Annotated in this window: 22 protein-coding genes; 9 read left to right on the top strand and 13 right to left on the bottom strand. The window is 60.4% G+C overall.

Going from position 1 to position 18,890, the window contains the following annotated elements; translation table 11 throughout:
- Positions 1-42: 42 nt before the first annotated feature.
- Positions 43-462, top strand: a complete 420-nt coding sequence (locus ACP2AV_RS04905) for a F0F1 ATP synthase subunit epsilon (RefSeq protein WP_426371564.1) — start codon at positions 43-45, stop codon at positions 460-462.
- A gap of 152 nt (positions 463-614) precedes the next feature.
- Here the strand turns inward: ACP2AV_RS04905 and ACP2AV_RS04900 are convergent, their stop codons facing one another.
- Positions 615-935 (bottom strand): hypothetical protein, encoded by a 321-nt coding sequence (locus ACP2AV_RS04900; RefSeq protein ID WP_426371563.1) that lies wholly within the window; start codon positions 933-935, stop codon positions 615-617.
- A 250-nt stretch (positions 936-1,185) separates the two neighbouring features.
- Here ACP2AV_RS04900 and ACP2AV_RS04895 point away from each other — a divergent pair, with 250 nt between their 5' ends.
- Positions 1,186-1,533, top strand: a complete 348-nt coding sequence (locus tag ACP2AV_RS04895; protein ID WP_426371562.1) for an H-type lectin domain-containing protein — start codon at positions 1,186-1,188, stop codon at positions 1,531-1,533.
- A gap of 46 nt (positions 1,534-1,579) precedes the next feature.
- Here ACP2AV_RS04895 and ACP2AV_RS04890 read toward each other — a convergent pair whose 3' ends face one another.
- Positions 1,580-2,599 carry a ribose-phosphate pyrophosphokinase gene (locus ACP2AV_RS04890; protein ID WP_426371561.1) on the bottom strand — a complete coding sequence of 340 codons (1,020 nt, stop codon included), beginning with the start codon at positions 2,597-2,599 and terminating at the stop codon, positions 1,580-1,582.
- Between the two features lie 95 nt (positions 2,600-2,694).
- Between ACP2AV_RS04890 and ACP2AV_RS04885 the strand changes: the two genes are divergently transcribed.
- Entirely contained in the window at positions 2,695-3,294 is a 600-nt protein-coding gene (locus ACP2AV_RS04885) for a 2-hydroxychromene-2-carboxylate isomerase (RefSeq protein WP_426371560.1), read from the top strand.
- A 79-nt stretch (positions 3,295-3,373) separates the two neighbouring features.
- On the opposite strand, the gene ACP2AV_RS04880 is transcribed toward ACP2AV_RS04885, so the two are convergent.
- The 6 genes from ACP2AV_RS04880 to ACP2AV_RS04855 all read right to left on the bottom strand — a co-directional run bounded on the left by ACP2AV_RS04880 (position 3,374) and on the right by ACP2AV_RS04855 (position 8,052).
- Complete coding sequence (locus ACP2AV_RS04880; protein ID WP_426371559.1) at positions 3,374-3,832, bottom strand: YcgN family cysteine cluster protein; 459 nt, start codon at positions 3,830-3,832, stop codon at positions 3,374-3,376.
- Positions 3,825-4,742 (bottom strand): bifunctional riboflavin kinase/FAD synthetase, encoded by a 918-nt coding sequence (locus ACP2AV_RS04875; RefSeq protein WP_426371558.1) that lies wholly within the window; start codon positions 4,740-4,742, stop codon positions 3,825-3,827. Before ACP2AV_RS04875 ends, ACP2AV_RS04880 begins: the two co-directional genes overlap by 8 nt.
- A 38-nt stretch (positions 4,743-4,780) precedes the next feature.
- Positions 4,781-5,224 (bottom strand): MaoC family dehydratase, encoded by a 444-nt coding sequence (locus tag ACP2AV_RS04870; protein WP_426371787.1) that lies wholly within the window; start codon positions 5,222-5,224, stop codon positions 4,781-4,783.
- A 117-nt stretch (positions 5,225-5,341) separates the two neighbouring features.
- Entirely contained in the window at positions 5,342-6,217 is an 876-nt protein-coding gene (locus ACP2AV_RS04865) for a TIGR01459 family HAD-type hydrolase (RefSeq protein WP_426371557.1), read from the bottom strand.
- A 135-nt stretch (positions 6,218-6,352) separates the two neighbouring features.
- The gene (locus ACP2AV_RS04860) at positions 6,353-7,273 is read right to left on the bottom strand and encodes a manganese-dependent inorganic pyrophosphatase (RefSeq protein WP_426371556.1); all 921 of its coding nucleotides are present in this window, start codon (positions 7,271-7,273) and stop codon (positions 6,353-6,355) included.
- Positions 7,274-7,356: 83 nt separating this feature from the next.
- Entirely contained in the window at positions 7,357-8,052 is a 696-nt protein-coding gene (locus ACP2AV_RS04855) for a ZIP family metal transporter (RefSeq protein ID WP_426371555.1), read from the bottom strand.
- Positions 8,053-8,112: 60 nt separating this feature from the next.
- Here ACP2AV_RS04855 and ACP2AV_RS04850 point away from each other — a divergent pair, with 60 nt between their 5' ends.
- The 3 genes from ACP2AV_RS04850 to groL all read left to right on the top strand — a co-directional run bounded on the left by ACP2AV_RS04850 (position 8,113) and on the right by groL (position 11,200).
- Positions 8,113-8,817, top strand: coding sequence for a DUF2161 domain-containing phosphodiesterase (locus tag ACP2AV_RS04850; RefSeq protein ID WP_426371554.1), 705 nt, complete (start codon positions 8,113-8,115; stop codon positions 8,815-8,817).
- 413 nt (positions 8,818-9,230) lie between these two features.
- Positions 9,231-9,518 (top strand): co-chaperone GroES, encoded by a 288-nt coding sequence (locus tag ACP2AV_RS04845; RefSeq protein ID WP_426371553.1) that lies wholly within the window; start codon positions 9,231-9,233, stop codon positions 9,516-9,518.
- 35 nt (positions 9,519-9,553) lie between these two features.
- A complete protein-coding gene (groL, locus tag ACP2AV_RS04840) occupies positions 9,554-11,200 on the top strand; it encodes a chaperonin GroEL (RefSeq protein ID WP_426371552.1) in 1,647 nt (548 codons plus the stop codon).
- A gap of 141 nt (positions 11,201-11,341) precedes the next feature.
- Here groL and ACP2AV_RS04835 read toward each other — a convergent pair whose 3' ends face one another.
- Together ACP2AV_RS04835 and ACP2AV_RS04830 are read right to left on the bottom strand one after the other, a co-directional pair.
- Positions 11,342-11,917, bottom strand: a complete 576-nt coding sequence (locus ACP2AV_RS04835; protein ID WP_426371551.1) for a hypothetical protein — start codon at positions 11,915-11,917, stop codon at positions 11,342-11,344.
- Between the two features lie 69 nt (positions 11,918-11,986).
- A complete protein-coding gene (locus tag ACP2AV_RS04830; RefSeq protein ID WP_426371550.1) occupies positions 11,987-12,487 on the bottom strand; it encodes an Lrp/AsnC family transcriptional regulator in 501 nt (166 codons plus the stop codon).
- Between the two features lie 195 nt (positions 12,488-12,682).
- Here ACP2AV_RS04830 and trxB point away from each other — a divergent pair, with 195 nt between their 5' ends.
- Positions 12,683-13,630 carry a thioredoxin-disulfide reductase gene (trxB, locus tag ACP2AV_RS04825; RefSeq protein ID WP_426371549.1) on the top strand — a complete coding sequence of 316 codons (948 nt, stop codon included), beginning with the start codon at positions 12,683-12,685 and terminating at the stop codon, positions 13,628-13,630.
- A gap of 244 nt (positions 13,631-13,874) precedes the next feature.
- Complete coding sequence (locus ACP2AV_RS04820) at positions 13,875-15,590, top strand: bifunctional sulfate adenylyltransferase/adenylylsulfate kinase (RefSeq protein ID WP_426371548.1); 1,716 nt, start codon at positions 13,875-13,877, stop codon at positions 15,588-15,590.
- 57 nt (positions 15,591-15,647) lie between these two features.
- Here the strand turns inward: ACP2AV_RS04820 and ACP2AV_RS04815 are convergent, their stop codons facing one another.
- On the bottom strand, positions 15,648-16,124 hold the full coding sequence (locus ACP2AV_RS04815) for a cytochrome b (RefSeq protein WP_426371547.1): 477 nt from the start codon (positions 16,122-16,124) through the stop codon (positions 15,648-15,650).
- A gap of 133 nt (positions 16,125-16,257) precedes the next feature.
- Entirely contained in the window at positions 16,258-17,490 is a 1,233-nt protein-coding gene (locus ACP2AV_RS04810) for a urate hydroxylase PuuD (protein WP_426371546.1), read from the bottom strand.
- Positions 17,491-17,589: 99 nt separating this feature from the next.
- Between ACP2AV_RS04810 and ACP2AV_RS04805 the strand changes: the two genes are divergently transcribed.
- A complete protein-coding gene (locus ACP2AV_RS04805) occupies positions 17,590-18,519 on the top strand; it encodes a LysR family transcriptional regulator (RefSeq protein WP_426371545.1) in 930 nt (309 codons plus the stop codon).
- Here the strand turns inward: ACP2AV_RS04805 and uraH are convergent.
- Positions 18,516-18,872: a hydroxyisourate hydrolase gene (uraH, locus tag ACP2AV_RS04800; RefSeq protein ID WP_426371544.1), complete on the bottom strand. Its 357-nt coding sequence runs from the start codon at positions 18,870-18,872 to the stop codon at positions 18,516-18,518. The genes ACP2AV_RS04805 and uraH overlap by 4 nt on opposite strands.
- Between the last annotated feature and the right edge of the window lie 18 nt (positions 18,873-18,890).

The following is an 18,890-nucleotide window of genomic DNA, read 5'->3' as shown; positions in this document are numbered from 1 at the left end:
GCCTGACCGGGCAGGGGGCCGGACAACCCGAGGAGAGGCCCGATGGCCGATAACATTCAGTTCGACCTGGTCTCGCCCGAGCGGAAACTCATGTCCGTTCAAGCGAGCGAGGTGCAGATCCCCGGCGCAGAAGGCGATCTGACGGCCATGGCCGGTCATTCGCCGCTGATCACCACCCTGCGCCCCGGGATTCTCACGGTCACGACCGACGGTCAGCCCCAGGAATTCACCGTTACCGGCGGATTTGCGGAAATCTCGCCCGAGGGCGTGACGGTTCTGGCCGAAAAATCCCTGCCGCGGACGGAAATGACCCAGGACGTCTTGAACGACTGGGTCACCGAAGCCCACCGCGCCCACAAGGATGCCCACCCGAGCGTGGCCGACGATGCTGCCAAGCTGCTGGCCGACATGGTCGCCATGGGTGGCCACATCGGCCTGGATCCGAACCAGCCGAACCTCTGAGCGCAGGCACAGCGAACACCAAAACCCCCGCCCGAAAGGTCGGGGGTTTTTCGTTGCCGGTGTCACGCCCAGTTGCGTACCCGGCGCAGATCCGCGCCAGCCCGCAACCGCCTCAGCCATGGTGCCACCCCAAGATCACCTGGACCGTGACTTCAGCGGCGCCGACGATCGAAGCGCGATGACCCGTGGCGGCTAGCGTTTCGGCCTATGGTCACATTGTAGAGTCTTTGCAATCGGTCACGTCGAACGCCCATGGCCCCGTCGGCATCCAATGGTGGTTTCCTGATGACATTGTCCACGATACCGCAACCGACCGGTTCGTTGGCCGAGCGGTCTGTCAGGAACCGCGCGAACGCGATGCCTCGTGTGCCCGGCAGATGGCTGTCGCCGGGCGGCATCATTGCGGCAGTCTTTCCGTGATCCGTTACGACCCATGCTGTGCCCGACATTTCGCCCGACAAGCGGCCCGACATTTCGCCCGACACATATCCGACGGTCCGCAGACGCTATGCAGACGGTTTGCAGACGCCGCTTTTTCCCAAAAAATCGCTCGGTATGCCCTTGGCCCGCCAGGGGCGATCTGGCCCCCTTTGCGCGTTGCGGCGGCGCCCGGCCCTGTGCGGGGGCACTTCGGCCACACCGTTGTGTGCAGTCACCAATCGGCGTTTGCAAATTCCGGCGTGAATGGCGTATTCCCGGTGCGTTACGTCCAGGGAAGACCAGATGATCAAGGTACACAGCGGGGTTTTGGGGGTGGATCAGGGCTCGGTCCTGCTGTTTTCCGATTTTCAGGACGGCGGCGCCATGTGGACGGGCACCGGCCCGCGCGAGCTGCGCCATATCGTTGAATTTGAACAGGTTTTTTCGCAAAGCCCCGTGGTACAGGTGTCGATCGGCATGTGGGACATGGATCAGAAAACCAATGCCCGCGCCGACATCACGGCCGAAATGGTCAATCCCGAAGGGTTCGTGATCGTGTTCCGTACATGGGCCGACACCCGAGTGGCCCGCATCCGGGCCGACTGGATCGCCATGGGCGCGATGCCCGACGACGACAACTGGGATGTCTGAACCCCGCCGGGATGGCCGCCAACCTATTGAAAAAGCGCCATTCCCGTCAGTCGACCTGGTACATGCCTTCGTAAATCGGGGCCAGCGTGCTGTCTTCAAACAGCGACGACACTGACGTGCCGTTCCAGATGTTAATGATCGCCTGCGCAAACATCGGTGCGGTCGGCACCACGCGGATGTTGGGGCATTTCTTGGCGGCTTCGGTGGTTTCGATCGTGTCGGTGATCACCAGCGATTTCATCACCGATTTCTCGACCCGCTCAACCGCCGGACCGGACAAAACGCCGTGGGTGATATAGGCGTGCACCTCGGCCGCGCCGTGTTCCATCAGCAGGTCGGCGGCCTTGCACAATGTGCCGGCGGTATCGACCAAGTCATCGACAATAATGCATTTTTTGCCTGACACGTCGCCGATCACTGTCATCTCGGCCACTTCGCCGGCCTTTTCGCGGCGTTTGTCCACGATGCTCAGCGGGGCTTCGATCCGTTTGGCCAGTTCACGCGCACGGGCCACGCCGCCCACGTCGGGCGAGACCACCATGATTCCGTCCATCTGGCCTTTGAAGTGGTGCTTGATGTCCAGCGCAAAGATCGGCGCGGCATAGAGGTTGTCGACGGGAATGTCGAAAAAGCCCTGGATCTGCGTTGCGTGCAGGTCCATCGTCAGGACCCGCTCGATCCCGGCCTCGACCATCATGTTGGCCACCAGCTTTGCCGAAATGGGCGTGCGGGCCTTGGTGCGGCGATCCTGGCGGGCATAGCCGAAATAGGGGACCACGGCGGTGATGCGGCTGGCTGACGACCGGCGCAGCGCGTCCGTCATGATCAGCAGTTCCATCAGGTTGTCATTCGCCGGGTTCGAGGTCGGCTGAATGATGAACATATCCTCGCCGCGCACGTTCTCGTAGACTTCGACAAAGATCTCTTGATCATTGAAGCGTTCGACACGGGCATCGACAAGTTCGACGCTCATCCCCCGGTGCATCGACATGCGCCGCGATATGGCGTTGCCCAGCGGGCGGTTGGCATTCCCGGCGATGATCTTCGGCTCGGAAGTAGAGGGCATGGGCAGCTTCCCCGTGTGACGGATTCGTGAACGTTGAGGGCGGAGTAGCACCCCGTTATGATCGGGGCAATCAATGCCGTCGCAGGAGGGGCCAAATGGCGCACATCGATTACTATTTCGTCGCAATTTCCCCATGGGCCTATCTGGCAGGGAACCGATTAGAGCAGCTGGCCGCAAAGCACGGTGCGACCATTACCTATAAGCCGGCTGACTTTGCCCGCGTGTTTGCCGGCACGGGCGGCAAGATGCTGAACGAACGCCACCCCGCGCGGCAGGACTATCGGTTGCAGGAATTGCGCCGCGCGCAGGTCAAGACCGGTTTGCCGCTCAACATCCATCCGGCCCATTTTCCGGCCAATCCAGCGCCAGCCTCATACGCGATCATCGCGGCGCAGGCCGCGGGCGGCGGGGATGTTGGCGCGCTGGTCCAGAACGTGCTGCGCGCCTGCTGGGCCGAAGACAAGCACATCGCCGACGACGCCGTAATCCGCGACTGTCTGTCCCGCGCGGGCTTTGATCCGGGGCTGGCCGACACCGGTTTGCTCAGCGGGGCCATGACGTATGAGGCCAATGCCGAAGAGGCGATCAACAAGGGTGCGTTCGGTTCGCCGTTCTATATCGTGGATGGATCGGAAAAGTTCTGGGGTCAGGACCGGCTGGACGATCTGGACGCGTACCTGGCCGGGAATCTTTGACGCCCTGCAGCGTGGGGGTATCCTGTGGCGATCGAAGATATTTCTTACGGGCCAGCTGTTTAGCCAACGGTTTGGGCGGTTACAGGCCCATCGGTTCGTCGATGATGTGGTCTTCCCATTCGTCCTCGTCCACTTCGAACTCGGGCAGGGTCAGGCCCTGAGCGCTGACGCCAGCCTTGTGCGGGCTGTCCGGATCGCCGGTGATCAGCGGATGCCATAGTGGCAGTTGGTACCCGGTGTGCAGCAGCCGGTAGGCGCAGGTTTCGGGCATCCAATGGACGTGACGGTCGATATTTCCGGGCGTCAGGACAATGCATTCGGGCACGATCTTTTTGCGGATGTCGTACTGTCCGCAACGGCAGGTCGCATCGTCAAACAGGCGACAGGCCACACGGGTCAGCGCAATTTCGGCCGTATCGGGGTCTTCCAGTTTGTTCAGGCAGCATTTGCCGCAACCATCGCACAGCGCTTCCCATTCGGCTGGCCGCATATCGGCCAGCGCGATGCGTTCCCAAAACCGCGGGCGCAGATCAGACATCGGCAAGGATCGTGCGCGCGCGTGCGCAGTCGGCATCCATTTGGGCGACCAATGCGTCGACGTTGTCGAATTTTTCTTCGCCGCGCAGGTATTCGACCAACGCAACCGACACGTGATCGTCATAAAGATCGCCGCTAAAGTCGAAGATATGCGTTTCCAGGTTGGGCACCGTGTCACCGAACATAGGCCGCACACCGCATGACGCCGCGCCGCGGTAGTTGCCGGCGTGGGGCCCGGACAGCACGTCGATCAATACGGCGTAGATGCCGAATTTGGGCGGGTGCAGCCCGGTGATCGACATATTGGCGGTGGGGTAGCCCATATCGCGCCCGCGCGCGTCACCGTGCAAGACGGCGCCTTCGATTCGGTGCCAATGGCCCAGCATTGCCGCCGCATCGCGCGGGCGCCCGTCGGCCAGTGCCTTGCGAATATTGGTCGAGCTGATTTCAACCGAGTCGTCGTGCAGCAGGTCGGCGACGCTCACGCCAAATCCCATCTGCGCGCCCAGATCGCGCAGCGTGTCCGGAGTGCCGGCGCGCGCCTTGCCAAAGTGGAAATCCGCGCCGACGGTCACGTGGCTGGCGCCGATGCCATCTACCAGAACTTCGCGGCCAAAGGTCTGCGGCGACAGGTCGGAAAGCGCAGGTCCAAAGGGCAATTCATAGAGATATTCGACCCCCAGCTTGGCCAGCCGGTTGCGCTTGGCTTCGGCATTCATCAGGCGGAATGGGGGGCCATTGGGGGCGAAAACTTCGCGCGGGTGGGGCTCAAATGTAATGACCCCCAGCGGGCCGTGGCCGCGCGCGATATTTAATACTGATTGATGGCCAAGATGCACCCCATCAAAGTTGCCAATGGCAACCGAAGCGCCTTTGTGCTCAATCCCGTCCCACTTGGTGAAAACCTGCATTCGCGTCCGCCCAGAATCCCGGGCAGCCCCGCACCGGGTCAATCAAATTTACGGCTCGGTGCCAGAACTTTGGCCTCGCCTTTCAGCACAACCGTATCGCCCACGGAACACTGACAATCAAGGGTGACGCGGCGCTTTGCGAAATCGATTTCACGCACGGTGACCTCGGCCAGCACCATGTCGCCGGGGCGCACGGGGGCAAGAAACTTGAGCGTCTGACCCATGTAGACCGTGCCGTGGCCGGGCAGTTGTTCGCCAATCACGGCGGAAATCAGACCCGCCGTCAGCATACCATGGGCGATGCGGCCCTCAAAGATGGTGTCCTGCGCATAGGCGTCGTCCAGGTGCACGGGGTTTCGGTCGGTCGAAACCTGCGCGAACATTTCGATATCCTCGTCGGTCACGACTTTGCGCAGAGAGCGCACCATGCCGATTTCAAGGTCTTCGATGCAGATCGTACCGCGGGGCATATTATCGAGCATATCAAGCGAATCCTTCGTCATGTTGCGGTGCAGCATAGCGTGTCTGCTGCCCGCGCACAAATGTTTCGCGCAAGAATATAACGAAAGTTGGTAAGGTGACGCAATGTTGTTGCTTGCTTACCGCAGGAAAGAAATGGCGGCGGTGGGCGATAGCCTTTGATCCGACAGCCATGTGTCCAGCCGGGCCTTGTCGGGTTTTGCCGGGTCGGATCCGAACTCTTCGGCAGCCAGTCCGCCGGTGATGAACAGCGTGTCCAGACCTTCACCAATGCCGCCCTGAATGTCGGTGTGGATGCCGTCGCCGATACACAGGATGCTGTCGTCCGCGACATCGGCGATCTTGCGCAGGCGGCGGCGGGCCAGGTCGTAAATCGGTGGGTGTGGCTTGCCAAAGTAGAGGCTTTCGCCCCCCATTTCCGTGTAAAGTTGCGCCAAGGCGCCAGCGCACCATTCACGGTGATCGCCCCGGTCCACAACGATATCGGGGTTGGCACACAGCAGTTTCAGGCCCTTTTGCTTGGCCAAAAGGAATTGCGGGCGATAAACCGACGGATCGGCCGTGGGGTCTTCGGGCCCTGTACACACGATGCCTTCGGCCGCCTCAAGCGTCACCCGCTCGATTGGCGCGGGATTGTCCAGCAGCTTCAGAGGTTCAAAAAATGGGGCCTCGGTCGGCGTTCCGATGTGCCAGACCTTGTTGCCGACCACCCCTTCGAACATGGCCGCGCGGGCGCTGTCGCCACTGCTGGCGATATCGTCGTAGGCGTCCGCGGGCACGGAGAACTGCACCAATTGTTCTGCCACCTGGGCGCGGGGGCGGGGCGAGTTCGTGACCAGAATCACCTTGCCGCCGGTTTGCGTGCGATACTGCTGCAGCGCGGCCACCGCGTCGGGATAGGCCGTGACACCGTTGTGCACACAGCCCCACAAATCGACGAACAGTGCGTTGTAACGGCCGGAAATTTCGGAAAGCGATTCAATCAGCTGGGTCATGGGCCTGTCTGTACAAAACGTTTGGGTCTGACAGAGATATGGCGCAACCCGCCCGACTTGACCACCGCCCAGCCCCCCTGAAACGAAAAAAGGCCCGCCGGGATCGACGGGCCTTTTGGCGATCTTGGGACGCGATCAGACCTTGAGGTTCGGAATGATCTGCTTTTTGCGGCTCATGATGCCGGGCAGTACGACGCTGTCGCCGGTGACGGTGGCACCAAAGCTCTTTTCCGCAACGCCCTTGACCAGATCGTTCGGCACGAACAGCGTGGCTTCTTCGTTCAGGATGTCGACGACGAAAAGCAGAACTTGATCCACGCCGTCTTCCTTGGCCACGTCCTCGAATGTAGCCATGATGCTATCTTTCCGGTCCAGCACGATCTTGGGCGCGGTGGTTTCCAGAACCGATACGCGGAACTTGGTGTCGCCCACGGCGTATTCCTTGCTGTCCATGCGGATCAGCTCGGCGTCGGAAAAGGCGGAAACGTCCGACTTGGCTTCGAACATTTCGGCCGCATAGGCCGACAGGTCCAGGCCCAGTTCCTTGGCCAGTTGTTCGGCCAGCGCCTTGTCCTGGTCCGTCGTGGTGGGCGAGCGAAATTCCAGCGTGTCGGACAGGATGCACGACAGCATCAGGCCCTTGATCTGGTCGGTCATCTTGGTGTCGTTTTCGCCCATCAGGTTGTGCATGATGGTTGCAGTGCAGGCCAACGGCTTGATGGTGACGTCGATCGGGGCCTTGGTTTCCAGCCCGCCGGTCAGTTTGTGGTGGTCGATGATCTGCACCACATTGGCGTCATTGATCGACGGGGGCAATTCGGCCGGGTTGTTGGTGTCGACGATCACGCAGGTGTCGTCGGCGCTGACGTCCGAGATGATTTCGGGCATGTCGCAGCCCCATTTTTTCAGCACGAAGGCCGCTTCTGTGTTTGGCTCGCCCAACAACACGGCCTTGGCGGGTTGTTGGCGCACCTCGCTCAGGTACCAGGCCCAGATAAGCGGCGAGCCGGTGGAATCGGTGTCGGGGGATTTGTGGCCGAAGACGAGGGTGGTCATATACACTGTCCATCAATTAACGCGATTTTCGCGGGCGTTATAGGGCGATGGTCCGGCCTTGTCACTAGGCGTGGGGGCGCCCGTCAGCCACCAAGTTGCGAAAGCCCATGCGCGGCCGCCAGGCCCAGGGCAACGGCGATGCCCGCCGACATCGAATCTTCGTTATAGGCTTTCGGAAAGATCTCGGTTGCAAGCGACGCTGCAACGACGCCGGCGGCCGTCACGCGGACAGCGGCCAACGCGGCCTCGCTCACGCCGGCCAACATCAGGTTCCCGATCAGCGCGGCGGCTGTCAGCAGCACAGCGGTACCCGCCCAGATCGCAAGGACCGTGGGTTTCGAAGACCCATCAGCCTGCATTCCCTTGGCCCCGCCTGCGGCCTCGGGCAGGTTGGACAGGAAAATCGATCCCGCCAGCGCCGCGACTTCTTTTGGCCCCGCGCCAATCAGGGCGACACCGAGCGCCAGATTTTCAGGAATCCCGTCCAGCGTGACAGAAACCAAAAGCCCGCCACCGGACTGCGCGCCGATTTTGCGTTTGACGAACCTGTCCAGCAGGACAAACAGGCTTGCCCCAAAGACAAGAGCAGCGGCCAGCGATAAAAAAGTCAGGTGATGGGATGCGGGTTCGACCAACTCGGACATGATGGAAACGATCAACGCCCCACCCGCGACGGCAATCACGAACCCTTCGGTTTCTTCTGACAGGGGCGCGAAAATGCCCCAAGCCGCGCCGATCAACAGGGCCGCAGCGACGATAGCAAGTACGATCAAGGTCATCAGCATAGCCGCTTAACGCGCAGCGCTATGCGCCGGTTCCACGCTGCGGTATCAGGTGGTATGAGCAAACCACAAGAAATCGACCTTTACCCGGCCATAAAGGACTTTCTGGAAGGGCAGGGCTATGACGTCAAGGCCGAGATCGGCGCTGTGGATGTGATGGGCGTGCGCGGCGAAGACGATCCGGTGGTCATCGAGTTGAAGACGGGGTTTTCCTTGTCGTTGTTTCATCAAGGGATTGCGCGGCAAAGGGTGACCGACTGGGTTTACATCGCCGTGCCGCGGGGGCAGGGGCGGCGGTTTGCGACGTCGCTGAAGGACAATGTGGCGCTGGCCCGGCGGTTGGGGCTGGGGTTGATCACCGTGCGTCTGCGCGACGGGCTGGTGGAAGTGCATTGCGATCCAGGGCCCTATCGTCCGCGCCAGAACCAGGCCCGTAAGGGGCGGCTGCTGCGCGAATTCGCACGGCGCGTGGGCGATCCGAACAAGGGGGGGCAGACGCGGGCGGGTTTGGTGACCGCATACCGGCAGGACGCCCTGCGTTGCGCGGCGCATTTGGCGGCGCACGGCCCCACCAAAGGCGCCGAGGTCGCCCGCGCCACCGGGTGCTCCCGCGCTACCACGCTGATGCGCGACGATCACTACGGCTGGTTCGAACGGGTGGACAAGGGCGTCTACGCGCTGACGCCAAAGGGGGCCGAAGGACTAAAGGACTTTGGGCAGGGCGCGGCGCGTCAAGAACCGCCGACCGGAAACCGCCGGTGAAACTCTTTGCCACCGGCTGCAAGGGGGACCCGCCCGGCAACGACCTGCAAGGCCTTGGGCCCCATTTCGGTCGACCAAAGTGACCTAGTTGCGCCGCTGCGTCTTGCGCGCCGCCGGTCGGACGCCCATATCTCGCTTGGTATATTTGTCCGCGCAAAAACCGACAGAAAACGGGGCGGAACCGGCATGATGGCCGCCGTATGGCCGCCGCGTGCCATAGTCTGCGGCAGGCGGCAAACGCCGTGCGCGCCGGGCGTTTAAATGCGCTGCAGAGCGGCACGACGGCCAGCGCAAATTTTCACGCGCATTCCTGTTGACTCGCCCCTGAACGCTCCTTACCTACGTCCCGTTAGCACTCGACTGCATTGAGTGCTAACACTGGAATTGAAACTTTGAGCCAAGGAGCCTCAGAGATGGCATTTACACCGCTGCACGACCGCGTACTGGTTCGTCGCGTTGAAAGCGACGAAAAAACCAAGGGCGGCCTGATCATCCCCGATAGCGCCAAGGAAAAACCCGCCGAGGGCGAAGTTGTATCCGTTGGTCTGGGCGCCAAGGACGACGACGGCGATCGCATCGCCATGGACGTCAAGGCCGGTGACAAGATCCTGTTCGGCAAGTGGTCGGGCACCGAGATCACACTGGACGGCGAAGAACTGCTCATCATGAAAGAGTCGGACATCCTGGGCGTTATCGCCTGATCGTCCTGAAACAACCGGAAATCTAGGAGAGAACAATGGCTAAAGACGTCAAGTTCGATACCGATGCCCGCAATCGCATGCTCAAGGGCGTGAACGTGCTGGCAGACGCTGTCAAAGTCACCCTGGGCCCCAAAGGGCGTAACGTGGTGATTGAAAAATCCTTCGGCGCACCGCGCATCACCAAAGACGGTGTGTCCGTGGCCAAGGAAATCGAACTGGAAGACAAGTTCGAAAACATGGGCGCGCAGATGGTCAAAGAAGTGGCCAGCCGTACCAATGACGAAGCTGGCGACGGCACCACCACCGCGACGGTTCTGGCCCAGGCCATCGTCAAGGAAGGCATGAAGTCGGTTGCCGCTGGCATGAACCCGATGGACCTCAAGCGCGGCATCGATCTGGCCACCGCCAAGGTCGTCGAAGCGATCAAGAACGCGGCCCGCGAAGTCAAGGACAGCGACGAAATTGCTCAGGTCGGCACGATCTCGGCGAACGGCGAAGCTGACATCGGCCGCCAGATTGCTGACGCCATGCAGAAGGTCGGCAACGAGGGTGTTATCACCGTCGAGGAAAACAAAGGTCTGGAAACCGAGACCACCGTCGTGGAAGGCATGCAGTTCGACCGCGGCTACCTGTCGCCCTACTTCGTGACCAACTCCGACAAGATGGTTGCTGAACTGGACGATTGCCTGGTTCTGCTGCACGAGAAAAAGCTCTCTTCGCTGCAGCCGATGGTTCCGCTGCTCGAATCGGTGATCCAGTCGCAAAAGCCGCTGCTGATCATTGCTGAAGATGTGGAAGGCGAAGCGCTGGCGACCCTGGTGGTCAACAAACTGCGCGGCGGCCTGAAAATTGCTGCTGTCAAGGCACCGGGCTTCGGCGATCGCCGCAAGGCCATGCTGCAGGACATCGCGATCCTGACCGGCGGTCAGGTCATCAGCGAAGATCTGGGCATGAAGCTGGAAAACGTGACCATGGAAATGCTTGGCACTGCCAAGACGATCAAGATCACGAAAGACGAAACCACCATCGTGGACGGCCACGGCGACAAGACCGAGATCGAAGCCCGCGTCAGCCAGATCCGTCAGCAGATCGAAGAGACCACCAGCGACTACGACCGCGAAAAACTGCAAGAACGCGTGGCCAAACTGGCCGGCGGTGTTGCTGTCATCCGCGTTGGCGGCATGACCGAGGTTGAAGTCAAAGAACGCAAAGACCGTGTTGACGACGCGCTGAACGCGACCCGTGCGGCCGTTCAGGAAGGTGTGATCGTGGGCGGCGGTGTCGCTCTGGTTCAGGCCGCGAAGGCTCTGGAAGGTCTGGGCGGCGAAAACAGCGATCAGGAAGCCGGCATCGCAATCGTGCGCCGTGCTCTGGAAGCTCCGCTGCGTCAGATCGCAGAAAACGCTGGCGTCGATGGCGCTGTCGTGGCTGGCAAGATCCGCGAAAGCAAAGATCTGTCCTTTGGCTTTAACGCACAGACCGAAGAATATGGCGACATGTTCGAATTCGGTGTGATCGACCCGGCTAAGGTGGCCCGGACGGCTCTGGAAGATGCGGCCTCGATCGCTGGCCTGCTGATCACCACCGAAGCCATGGTCGCCGAGAAGCCCGCCAAAGAAGGCGCGGCTGGTGGCGGCATGCCCGACATGGGCGGCATGGGCGGCATGGGCGGCATGATGTAAGCCAACCGGCCCGTCTGGGCGAGTTTCTCGCCCATTCAGCCAAAAGACTGCGGGGGGCTACCTTTGGGTGGCCCCTTTTCTTGTTGAAAGGGCGTCAGCGCCGGATCGGACCGGGGGGCGACAGCGGCCGGGACGATGCGGTCAGGCGGCGGTGGCTTCTTGGTCAAAGAACGCGGTCCACTTGTTCGTTCGGCCAAGGTAAATGCGCGGTTCAAGATCACGCGCCATGCCATCCAGCAAATCGCAAAGCTGCGCGGCGAAATCTGCGGTGGTTTGGGGGTCGGAATTGGGGAACCGGTCGTGAAAACTGTCCCAGGCAATGGCAACGCGGCCGATCACGTCGGTGACGGCCTGATCATACTGGCTGTCCAATTCGGGGCTGTATTGCACGGTGTCGAGCAATTGGGCGGTGGACGCATCCGCGGCGAAATACATCATGTTCCAGCGATCGAAGGGATTGGCGCCGATCTGCAGTAGGAAATTGGATATCGCGCCCCCTTCGCATGCCGCAGCGCAAAGTGGCAGAGCGATCAAAGGCCCCGCACCCGATTGGCGCAGCGCCGCGTTGACGTTGGACAAATGTGCGTCGTGCTGCGCTTTTGCGTCCGCAAAACTTTGCTGCCCGAAAACTGGGGCGGTCTTGGGTTTGCGTTTGAACAGTCGTGACAGCATTGCCTGCGTTCCGAATGTGGTCGGGTTCAGTATCTGACCAAGCATAGCGCCTGAACGCGACCAAAGCACGACCATCGCGTGGCAATTGGCAGGATCGCGGTGCAACCTGTTGCGTCAGGCGTCCTGGGCAAGGCGATTTTCGAGCACATCGAATGGCACACCCGGTTCGTCTTTTGCGCAGCGGATCACCAGCGACGTCTTCACCGATCCCACGTTCGGCGTCGTCAGCAGCTGCCCGGTTAGAAAGCTCTGAAACGTCGACAGGTCCGGCGAGACACATTTCAGCATGAAATCCACCTCGCCGTTCAGCATGTGACACTCGCGCACCAGCGGCCATTTCTGGCACATCGCTTCGAACCGCGCCAGATCCGCTTCGGCTTGGCTTTGCAGGCCGACCATTGCGAAAACCTGCACTTCAAAATTCAACGCGCGGCTGTCGACGTCGGCGTGATACCCGCGGATATACCCTGCCTCTTCCAGTGTTCGGACGCGGCGCAGACAGGGGGGGGCGGAAATGCCGACACGCTTGGCCAGTTCGACATTCGTTATGCGTCCATCAGCTTGCAACTCGGCCAGAATCTTGCGGTCGATTTCGTCCAGCTTGGTGCCGGCCATTTGAGTGCTCCCAGGTGAATTGTTTCGCGAAACATATGTTGAACTGCTGTGCGGCGCAATAATGTTTCGCGGCGGCGCAATATCATTCCGCGGTTCGGGCTTCGGGCGCAAGAGTCGGTTGCGAGGCGAACTGGCCTTCCATCCCGCGCGCCCCCCGCTTATATCGGAACAAATGACCCATTAAAGAGAAAACCAATGTCCGATCCCAAGCACACCCGCGTCCTGATCATCGGTTCCGGCCCGGCCGGATATACTGCGGCCGTCTATGCCAGCCGCGCGATGCTTGAGCCGGTGTTGGTGCAAGGCATTCAGCCCGGCGGGCAGTTGACGATCACAACCGAAGTTGAAAACTGGCCCGGCGAAACCGAAGTGCAGGGACCAGAGTTGATGGTCAAAATGGAAGCCCATGCCAAGGCCATGGGCGCCGAGGTCATTGCGGATCACATCCAGTCGCTGGATCTGGGCCAACGACCCTTCACCGCGCAGGGCGACAGCGGAACAACCTATACCGCTGACGCGGTCATTCTGGCCACCGGCGCACAGGCGAAATGGCTGGGCTTGCCAAGCGAAGAGAAATTCAAAGGGTTCGGTGTTTCGGCTTGCGCGACATGCGACGGTTTCTTTTATCGAGGCCAGGACGTTGTGGTGGTTGGCGGCGGAAACACGGCTGTCGAAGAAGCGCTGTTCCTGACCAATTTCGCCAGCAAGGTCACGCTGATTCATCGCCGCGACAGCCTGCGTTCGGAAAAGATCATGCAGGAGAGACTGTTCAAGAACCCCAAGGTCGAGATCCTGTGGAATCACCAGCTTGAAGAAGTGGTCGGTGAAGACAACCCGCTGGGGGTCGAAGCCGTCCGGGCCAAGAACGTCAAGACCGGTGACATCATCGAAATCCCCTGCAAGGGCGCCTTTATCGCTATCGGCCACGCGCCTGCCAGCGAATTGGTCAAGGATCAGCTGGAATTGCACAGTGGCGGCTACGTCAAGGTCAAACCGGGGACGACGGAAACGTCGGTGCCGGGGGTCTTTGCCGCAGGCGATCTGACCGACCACGTTTATCGGCAAGCAGTGACAAGCGCTGGAATGGGCTGCATGGCCGCGTTGGACGCCGAGCGGTGGCTCGCGGAACAAGACGCGCCCTGACGACAATGCTGCGCCGCAGCAACAGAGGCGTCTCTCTGGCGGGACTATTTCCCAAACGGACGCGCGGTGGGGAACAAAACTGGCGAAATCGCTGAAACCTGGGGCTATTTCGCCTCAATTTGCGCCGTCAGTGTCGGTAGGGTTGAATTTTTCCACAACTGGTTGCACACCGCGCTGCAAATAGTGGGGGCCGTGGGCCCCGTTGACAGTTTGACCTACCCATTGGAACAAGGCGCCACCGGAAATGATGTCACCCAATCTTGCACCGATCCCCGAACTTTTCGTCTCGTACGATAGCGCGCAGAAGCTCAAGACGGAAGCTGGCGAACTGGTCAGCTGGGATCTGACTCCGCGGCAGATTTGCGATCTGGAACTGCTGATGAACGGCGGGTTCAACCCGCTGAAGGGGTTTTTGACCGAGGAAGATTACAACGGCGTGGTCGAAGACATGCGCCTGTCCGATGGCACGTTGTGGCCCATGCCCATTACGCTGGACGTGAGCGAAGAGTTCGCGGCGTCGCTGCAAGAGGGACAGGATATTGCCCTGCGCGACCAGGAAGGCGTGATCCTGGCCACGATGACCGTGTCGGACAATTGGGTGCCGAACAAATCCAACGAGGCCGCAAAGGTCTTTGGCGCCGACGATCTGGCCCATCCTGCCGTGCATTACCTGCATAACCAGGCCGGCAAGGTCTATCTGGGTGGACCGGTTACCGGCATCCAGCAACCCGTGCATTACGACTTCCGCGGCAGCCGGGACACCCCAAACGAACTGCGCGCCTATTTCCGCAAGCTGGGCTGGCGCAAGGTCGTGGCGTTCCAGACCCGCAACCCGCTGCACCGCGCGCACCAGGAACTGACATTTCGCGCCGCCAAAGAGGCCCAGGCGAACCTGCTGATCCACCCGGTCGTTGGCATGACCAAGCCGGGCGATGTGGATCATTTCACCCGGGTCCGCTGTTACGAGGCTGTGCTGGACAAGTACCCCGCCTCGACCACGACGATGTCGCTGTTGCCGCTGGCAATGCGGATGGCTGGCCCGCGTGAGGCTGTCTGGCACGGGCTGATCCGCGCCAATTACGGCTGCACGCACTTCATCGTCGGACGCGATCACGCCGGCCCGGGCAAGAACAGCCAGGGCGAGGATTTCTATGGCCCCTATGACGCCCAGGAACTTTTCCGTGCGCATCAGCACGAAATGGGCATCGAAATGGTCGATTTCAAACACATGGTCTATGTGCAAGAGCGCGCCCAGTACGAGCCGGCCGACGAGATCGCCGACAAGGACGACGTGACGATCCTGAACATTTCAGGGACCGAATTGCGCCGCCGTCTGGCCGAAGGGCTGGAAATTCCCGAATGGTTCAGCTTTCCCGAAGTGGTCGCAGAGCTGCGTAAAACCAGACCCCCGCGCTCGAAGCAGGGCTTTACCGTGTTTTTCACCGGGTTCTCTGGGTCAGGCAAATCCACGATCGCGAACGCGCTGATGGTCAAGCTGATGGAAATGGGCGGGCGCCCTGTCACCCTGCTGGACGGCGATGTGGTGCGCAAGAACCTCAGTTCGGAACTTGGCTTTTCGAAAGAACATCGTGACCTGAACATCCAGCGCATCGGCTATGTCGCGTCCGAGATCACAAAGAACGGCGGTATCGCGATTTGCGCGCCCATCGCCCCTTATGCGTCGACCCGCCGGATCGTCCGCGAGAACGTCGAGCAATACGGCGCTTTCGTCGAAGTGCATGTCTCGACGTCGATCGAAGAATGCGAACGGCGCGACCGCAAGGGGCTCTATAAACTGGCCCGCGAAGGAAAAATCAAGGAATTCACCGGGATTTCCGACCCTTACGATGTGCCTGAAAACCCCGAGCTGCGGCTTGAGACTGAAAACGTAGATGTGGACAACTGCGCCCACCAGGTTCTGCTGAAGCTTGAGTCGATGGGACTGATCGCGGCGCAGTAAACGTTGTGGTACATGTGATCCAAACCGCCCGCAGCCATTTGGTTGCGGGCGGTTTTTTTATCGGCGCAGAGACATGCGGGTCATCAGCCCGTCTTTCAGGATCAACTGGTGATAGAGTGCCATCGCGGCGTGGCCCACCACCAGGATCACCGTTAGATTGACCAGCACCTCGTGCACTTCGCCCGCCTCTCGGATGCCCACGCCCCAAGCGGCCATGCCCGAGATCGGAATGGCGAACAGCAGGACATAGAACGCCAGATGACCGGCCCTGGCCGCCTTGGCCATGGTGGGCGATGTCGTGGGCGGCAAATCCGGCGCGCCCATGCGCAGCCGCAGGGCAACGCGGATGACCATCAGTGCCAAGATGGCAATTCCGATGGGCGGGTGAATGCTGGCGGCAAACTGGTCGGGTGTGCCGCCGTCCAGCTTGGTCCTGAGCGCACGGCCCATGCCATCTGAAACGAAATAGTTCGCCGTGAACAAGATCACGATCAACCAATGGATAAGGGTTTGCAGCGGGGAATAACGTGTCACGGTTCCGTCTCGCATTTTGTAAACAATGCGGGTGATACGCGTGGCCGGCCGGTTTCCGTCGCGACAGGTCTACATCGAACAGGGGCACGACCCAAACGCAGACAGGTCGGGCAATATGTGACAGGCCGGGGGTTTATTCGCCGCGCACTTCGCGCACCCACGCCACGATCGATGCGCGCGCTTCGTCATCCATTTCGATGGCGTTCGGTGGCGGCATGGCATTGGTCAGACCGGCGTGCAGGTAGATCTGATCGGCATGGCGCGCGACATCGCTTTCAGTTTCCAGCACGATGTTCTTGGGCGCCCAGTGCATGCCGTCCCAAGATGGCTCGCGGGCGTGACACATCGAACAGTTTCCAATGACGGTGTAGTATGCCTCTTCAAAGGTCGCGGCCGAGGCGTATTTTTCTTCATAGGGTGTCAGAGCGCGGGCTTCGGCGTTTTCGTAGCTATCGCCCCCCGGCACCGTGGACAGCCATGCGATCACGACCATCAACAAGACCGTGACGGCCCACGTCCAATGCGGTCCGCGCCCGGTTTTATGCATGGTGTTGAAGTAGTGACGGATCGTGACCCCGGTCAGGAAAATCAGGCTGGCGATGATCCAGCTATAGTGGGTGGCGAAAGCCAACGGATAGTGGTTTGCCAGCATCAGGAAGACGACCGGCAGCGTCAGGTAGTTGTTGTGTGTCGAGCGAACCTTGGCGATTTTGCCGTATTTTGCATCCGGGGTGCGCCCGGCCTTCAGGTCTTCGACGACGATGCGTTGATTGGGGATGATCTGAAAGAACACATTGGCCGTCATGATCGTCGCGGTGAAGGCGCCCAGATGCAAAAGCGCCGCACGCCCGGTAAAGACCTGATGGTAACCCCATGACATGATTACAAGGATCACAAACAGCAACAGCATCAGCAAGGTGGGGGTGTCGGACAGCCTGGATTTGCACATCGCGTCATAGGCCAGCCACCCAATGGTCAGCGAGCCAGCGGAAATCAAGATGCCCTGCCAAAGGGTCAGGTCCATCTTTGTCGGGTCCAGCAGGAACAATTCGCCGCCAACCCAGTACATGATCATCAAGAGCGCCGCGCCGGAAAGCCATGTGGTGTAGCTCTGCCATTTGTGCCACGTCAGGTGTTCGGGCATCCGGGCCGGGGCGACAAGGTATTTCACCGTGTGATAGAAACCGCCGCCGTGGACCTCCCATTCTTCGCCATGGGCGCCTTCGGGCAGAGCGTCATCGGGTTTCAACATCAGATCGAGCGCGATGAAATAAAACGACGCGCCGATCCACGCCATGGCGGCAACCACATGAAGCCAGCGGACGGAAAAGGCGATCCAGTCCCATAGAATTGCCAAGTCATACATGGCCTTACCCCCACGATTCGGATTGCCATGACTCTAGGCGAGACGGATTTGTTCTGGTATTGCCATGAAAGGCCATACAGCATCAAAAAAAACAGAACAATGTCCTACCTCGACAACATTCGGACGTTCGTACGCGTCTACGAACTGGGCAGCATGTCTGCGGCGGGGCGAGATCTGCGGATTTCCCCAGCCGTTACGTCGTCACGGATTTCGCAGTTGGAAGAGCATCTCGGCGTGAGACTGTTCCAACGCACGACCCGCAGTTTGACGCCGACCGAGCAAGGGCAGTCGTTCTACCGCGGGGCGACAGATATTCTGCAAGCTGTCGAAAGCGCCGAAGCGCAGATCGTCAATATCACCGAAAACCTCAAAGGGTCGCTGTACGTTGCCGCCCCGCTTGGGGTCGGGCGGCGTCTGATTGCGCCCCTGGTTCCCGATTTTCTGAAAGACTATCCAGACGTGAACGTAAGGCTTCGCTTGACCGACCGGAAAGTGGATTTGACGACCGAAGGCCTGGATCTGGCCTTTTTCCTTGGCAAACCCGAAGACAGCAACCTGCGCATCCGCAAGATCGCAGACGTCGAGCGTGTTTTGTGCGCGTCCCCGGACTACATCGCAAGAAAGGGCATGCCGGTTTGCGGGGACGATCTTGTGTCTGACGGGCATGAATGCCTGAGTTTGCGGTTTCCAGGCGCCACCGAATTTCAGTGGGTTCTGACGACCCCGGCAGGGCCCAAACGGTTTCGTGTCACAGGGCGTTACGAATCCGACGATGGCGACGTTCTGACGGATTGGGCGCTGGCCGGCCACGGGATCGCAATGAAGCCGGTTCTTGAGATCGCAGACCACTTGCAAACCAGGCGTCTGGTGCCGGTCGCGCGGCAAACGCCGCCCGAACCCATTCAAATGGCTTGCCTTTTCACCCACCGCCGCCGCCAGGATCCAAAGACACGCCTGTTCATGGAATTCATGATCGACAGGATTGCAGGTACCTTCAAATCCACGGCGCAGCGCCAACAGGCAGGCTAGCTGCCGCGGTAGGTCGAATAGCCGAAGGGCGATAGCAGCAGGGGGACGTGGTAGTGCGCGTCTGGATCCGACATGCCGAACCGGATTGGCACCTGATCGAGAAACAGGATGTCGCCCTGGGCCAAACCGTTGGCGCGCAGATAATCCCCGGTAAAGAAGATCAGCTCATAGGTGCCGGTCTTGAACTGGTCTGCCGGAAGGATGGGCGCATCGGTTCGCCCATCGTCATTGGTTGCAGTCTCGGCGATCTTGGCGCGCGAATTGCCACTGACACGGTACAGCGCGATCCTGATGCCTTTTGCCGGGCAGCCCCGCGCGGTGTCCAGAACATGGGTCGTCAAATAGCCAGTCATTCCAAGACCTCCTAATTC

Source organism: Aliiroseovarius sp. PTFE2010 (genome assembly GCF_049943335.1).
Lineage (GTDB): Bacteria > Pseudomonadota > Alphaproteobacteria > Rhodobacterales > Rhodobacteraceae > JBNFVY01.
This window is presented reverse-complemented; position numbering and strand designations above follow the sequence as displayed.

What these genes read in the sequence shown, in the direction of transcription:
- ACP2AV_RS04905 (WP_426371564.1), top strand. Translation starts at nt 43, where the DNA reads ATGGCCGATAACATTCAGTTCGACCTGGTCTCGCCCGAGCGGAAACTC.
- ACP2AV_RS04900 (WP_426371563.1), bottom strand. Translation starts at nt 935, where the DNA reads ATGTCGGGCCGCTTGTCGGGCGAAATGTCGGGCACAGCATGGGTCGTA.
- ACP2AV_RS04895 (WP_426371562.1), top strand. Translation starts at nt 1,186, where the DNA reads ATGATCAAGGTACACAGCGGGGTTTTGGGGGTGGATCAGGGCTCGGTC.
- ACP2AV_RS04890 (WP_426371561.1), bottom strand. Translation starts at nt 2,599, where the DNA reads ATGCCCTCTACTTCCGAGCCGAAGATCATCGCCGGGAATGCCAACCGC.
- ACP2AV_RS04885 (WP_426371560.1), top strand. Translation starts at nt 2,695, where the DNA reads ATGGCGCACATCGATTACTATTTCGTCGCAATTTCCCCATGGGCCTAT.
- ACP2AV_RS04880 (WP_426371559.1), bottom strand. Translation starts at nt 3,832, where the DNA reads ATGTCTGATCTGCGCCCGCGGTTTTGGGAACGCATCGCGCTGGCCGAT.
- ACP2AV_RS04875 (WP_426371558.1), bottom strand. Translation starts at nt 4,742, where the DNA reads ATGCAGGTTTTCACCAAGTGGGACGGGATTGAGCACAAAGGCGCTTCG.
- ACP2AV_RS04870 (WP_426371787.1), bottom strand. Translation starts at nt 5,224, where the DNA reads ATGCTCGATAATATGCCCCGCGGTACGATCTGCATCGAAGACCTTGAA.
- ACP2AV_RS04865 (WP_426371557.1), bottom strand. Translation starts at nt 6,217, where the DNA reads ATGACCCAGCTGATTGAATCGCTTTCCGAAATTTCCGGCCGTTACAAC.
- ACP2AV_RS04860 (WP_426371556.1), bottom strand. Translation starts at nt 7,273, where the DNA reads ATGACCACCCTCGTCTTCGGCCACAAATCCCCCGACACCGATTCCACC.
- ACP2AV_RS04855 (WP_426371555.1), bottom strand. Translation starts at nt 8,052, where the DNA reads ATGACCTTGATCGTACTTGCTATCGTCGCTGCGGCCCTGTTGATCGGC.
- ACP2AV_RS04850 (WP_426371554.1), top strand. Translation starts at nt 8,113, where the DNA reads ATGAGCAAACCACAAGAAATCGACCTTTACCCGGCCATAAAGGACTTT.
- ACP2AV_RS04845 (WP_426371553.1), top strand. Translation starts at nt 9,231, where the DNA reads ATGGCATTTACACCGCTGCACGACCGCGTACTGGTTCGTCGCGTTGAA.
- groL (WP_426371552.1), top strand. Translation starts at nt 9,554, where the DNA reads ATGGCTAAAGACGTCAAGTTCGATACCGATGCCCGCAATCGCATGCTC.
- ACP2AV_RS04835 (WP_426371551.1), bottom strand. Translation starts at nt 11,917, where the DNA reads ATGCTTGGTCAGATACTGAACCCGACCACATTCGGAACGCAGGCAATG.
- ACP2AV_RS04830 (WP_426371550.1), bottom strand. Translation starts at nt 12,487, where the DNA reads ATGGCCGGCACCAAGCTGGACGAAATCGACCGCAAGATTCTGGCCGAG.
- trxB (WP_426371549.1), top strand. Translation starts at nt 12,683, where the DNA reads ATGTCCGATCCCAAGCACACCCGCGTCCTGATCATCGGTTCCGGCCCG.
- ACP2AV_RS04820 (WP_426371548.1), top strand. Translation starts at nt 13,875, where the DNA reads ATGATGTCACCCAATCTTGCACCGATCCCCGAACTTTTCGTCTCGTAC.
- ACP2AV_RS04810 (WP_426371546.1), bottom strand. Translation starts at nt 17,490, where the DNA reads ATGTATGACTTGGCAATTCTATGGGACTGGATCGCCTTTTCCGTCCGC.
- ACP2AV_RS04805 (WP_426371545.1), top strand. Translation starts at nt 17,590, where the DNA reads ATGTCCTACCTCGACAACATTCGGACGTTCGTACGCGTCTACGAACTG.
- uraH (WP_426371544.1), bottom strand. Translation starts at nt 18,872, where the DNA reads ATGACTGGCTATTTGACGACCCATGTTCTGGACACCGCGCGGGGCTGC.